Below are 1,553 nucleotides of genomic sequence, written 5' to 3' on the forward strand. Positions count from 1 at the left end.
GGCGCCGTCCACGGCGTCCGGCGAGCAGCCGGCCAGGGCGGTGGCCCCGGCCAGAACGGCGGCGAGCAGGGCGGCACCCGCCGCCGGACGTACCCGCCGTCCGGTGCGGCCGCCCGTCCGGCCGGTGCGCTGCTGGTCGGTCATCTTCATCCTCGCGACAACCCCCTCGGGCCCGACTGCCCCGCCGGCCACCGTCAGCGGGTGGGCAGAGCTCTTTCCGGGCAAACGAGTTGGGGCGCCGGAGGTTACGCCGGCTCCCGCGTGTCACGGCCGTCGCGCGCGGGCGGTCCGGCACGTTACCGTGAGGCACGTGCACAGTGAGCTGCCGGCGGTTCCCGGCACCCGGATGCCCGAGCACCGCGTCGCGATCAGCGAACGCGGTTCGTTCTGCTACGCGACCTGCGACTGCGGCTGGTACTCCCCGGCCCGGCGCTCGCGCGACCTCACCCGGCGCGAGGCGGACGAGCACCTCACCGCCAACGCGTCCGACCCGGGGTAGGCCGGCCCGCTCAGGCGGCGAGGTCGGACTCCCTGGGCTGCTCCTCGGCGCGGACCGCCCTCCGGGCCCGGCCGCCGCGCCTGCCCGGACCCCGGCCCCCGTCCTGTCCGGTGCCCCGCTTGGCGCGGATCAGCGGGGCCAGCGGGGTGCGGGCGAGCGCGTGGCAGAGCGGCACCAGCACCGCCATCGCGATCGGCGCCAGCAGCAGCACCACGGCGGTGGCGAGCGCGAAGCCGCCGATCACGTCGGTCGGGTAGTGCACGCCCATGTACATCCGGCAGAAGCCCTGAAGCAGCGCCAGGCCGCCGGCGATCCAGCCGAGCCGACGGTTCACCAGGAACAGCGCCACCGCGATGCCCATCGACATCGTGGAGTGGTCGCTGACGAAGGAGTGGGTGCCGGCCTTGCCGTCGACCAGCACCTCAAGGCCGGTGTGCTCCACGAAGGGCCGGGGGCGGTCCACGATCGCCGAGATCGGCAGGTTGGCCAGCTCGGCGATGGCGACCGACAGCGGGGCCCACAGCAGCCCGGCCACCGCCACCGGGGCGTCCGGGCGCCGCCGGGCCAGCAGCCAGCCCACCACGCCCAGCAGGGCGAGGCCGATCAGGATGCCGTACTCGCCGACCCAGGAGACCAGGTGGTCCAACGAGGCGGGGGCGCGTTTGGCCAGGCCGTTGACGGCGTAGAGCAGGCCGAGGTCGGGGTTGGTCGTGTCGGCAAGCGGCGTCGACACGCCGCACCTCCTTCTGGGTCCGCTGCACCTGGTCGTTGCTCGGGTCGTCGCTCCGCGGCCCGCCCGCCGCCGCACCTGCTCGGGACGGTTGACGGGGGACCATCGGACACAACGTCATCAGCCGTGTACAGCGTTCCACGGAAACGCGCGGTTATGGAAACTTGACTCAGCGTCCACACCGCGCGCACACCTGGCGGACGGGCGGGGCTCAGCTCTTTGCGGTGTTTTGACCTGAACCTGCCGTGCCGGGGCCGGCCGCGACGGTGGCGGGCCGGCCGGCCGGGGTGGTCTGGGCCGCCGCCTGCGCGGCCGGCTCGACGC

Annotated in this window: 2 protein-coding genes; one reads left to right on the plus strand and one right to left on the minus strand. The window is 74.6% G+C overall.

Annotation, left to right across the window (positions count from 1 at the left end; all coding sequences use genetic code 11):
* Positions 1-310 precede the first annotated feature (310 nt).
* The gene (locus ABD308_RS18940) at positions 311-499 is read left to right on the plus strand and encodes a hypothetical protein (protein WP_344336029.1); all 189 of its coding nucleotides are present in this window, start codon (positions 311-313) and stop codon (positions 497-499) included.
* Positions 500-509: 10 nt separating this feature from the next.
* On the opposite strand, the gene ABD308_RS18945 is transcribed toward ABD308_RS18940, so the two are convergent.
* Positions 510-1,232, minus strand: a complete 723-nt coding sequence (locus ABD308_RS18945) for a phosphatase PAP2 family protein (protein WP_344336027.1) — start codon at positions 1,230-1,232, stop codon at positions 510-512.
* Positions 1,233-1,553 lie beyond the last annotated feature (321 nt).

It is taken from the genome of Kitasatospora putterlickiae, assembly GCF_039527695.1.
In the GTDB taxonomy this organism is placed as follows: domain Bacteria; phylum Actinomycetota; class Actinomycetes; order Streptomycetales; family Streptomycetaceae; genus Kitasatospora; species Kitasatospora putterlickiae.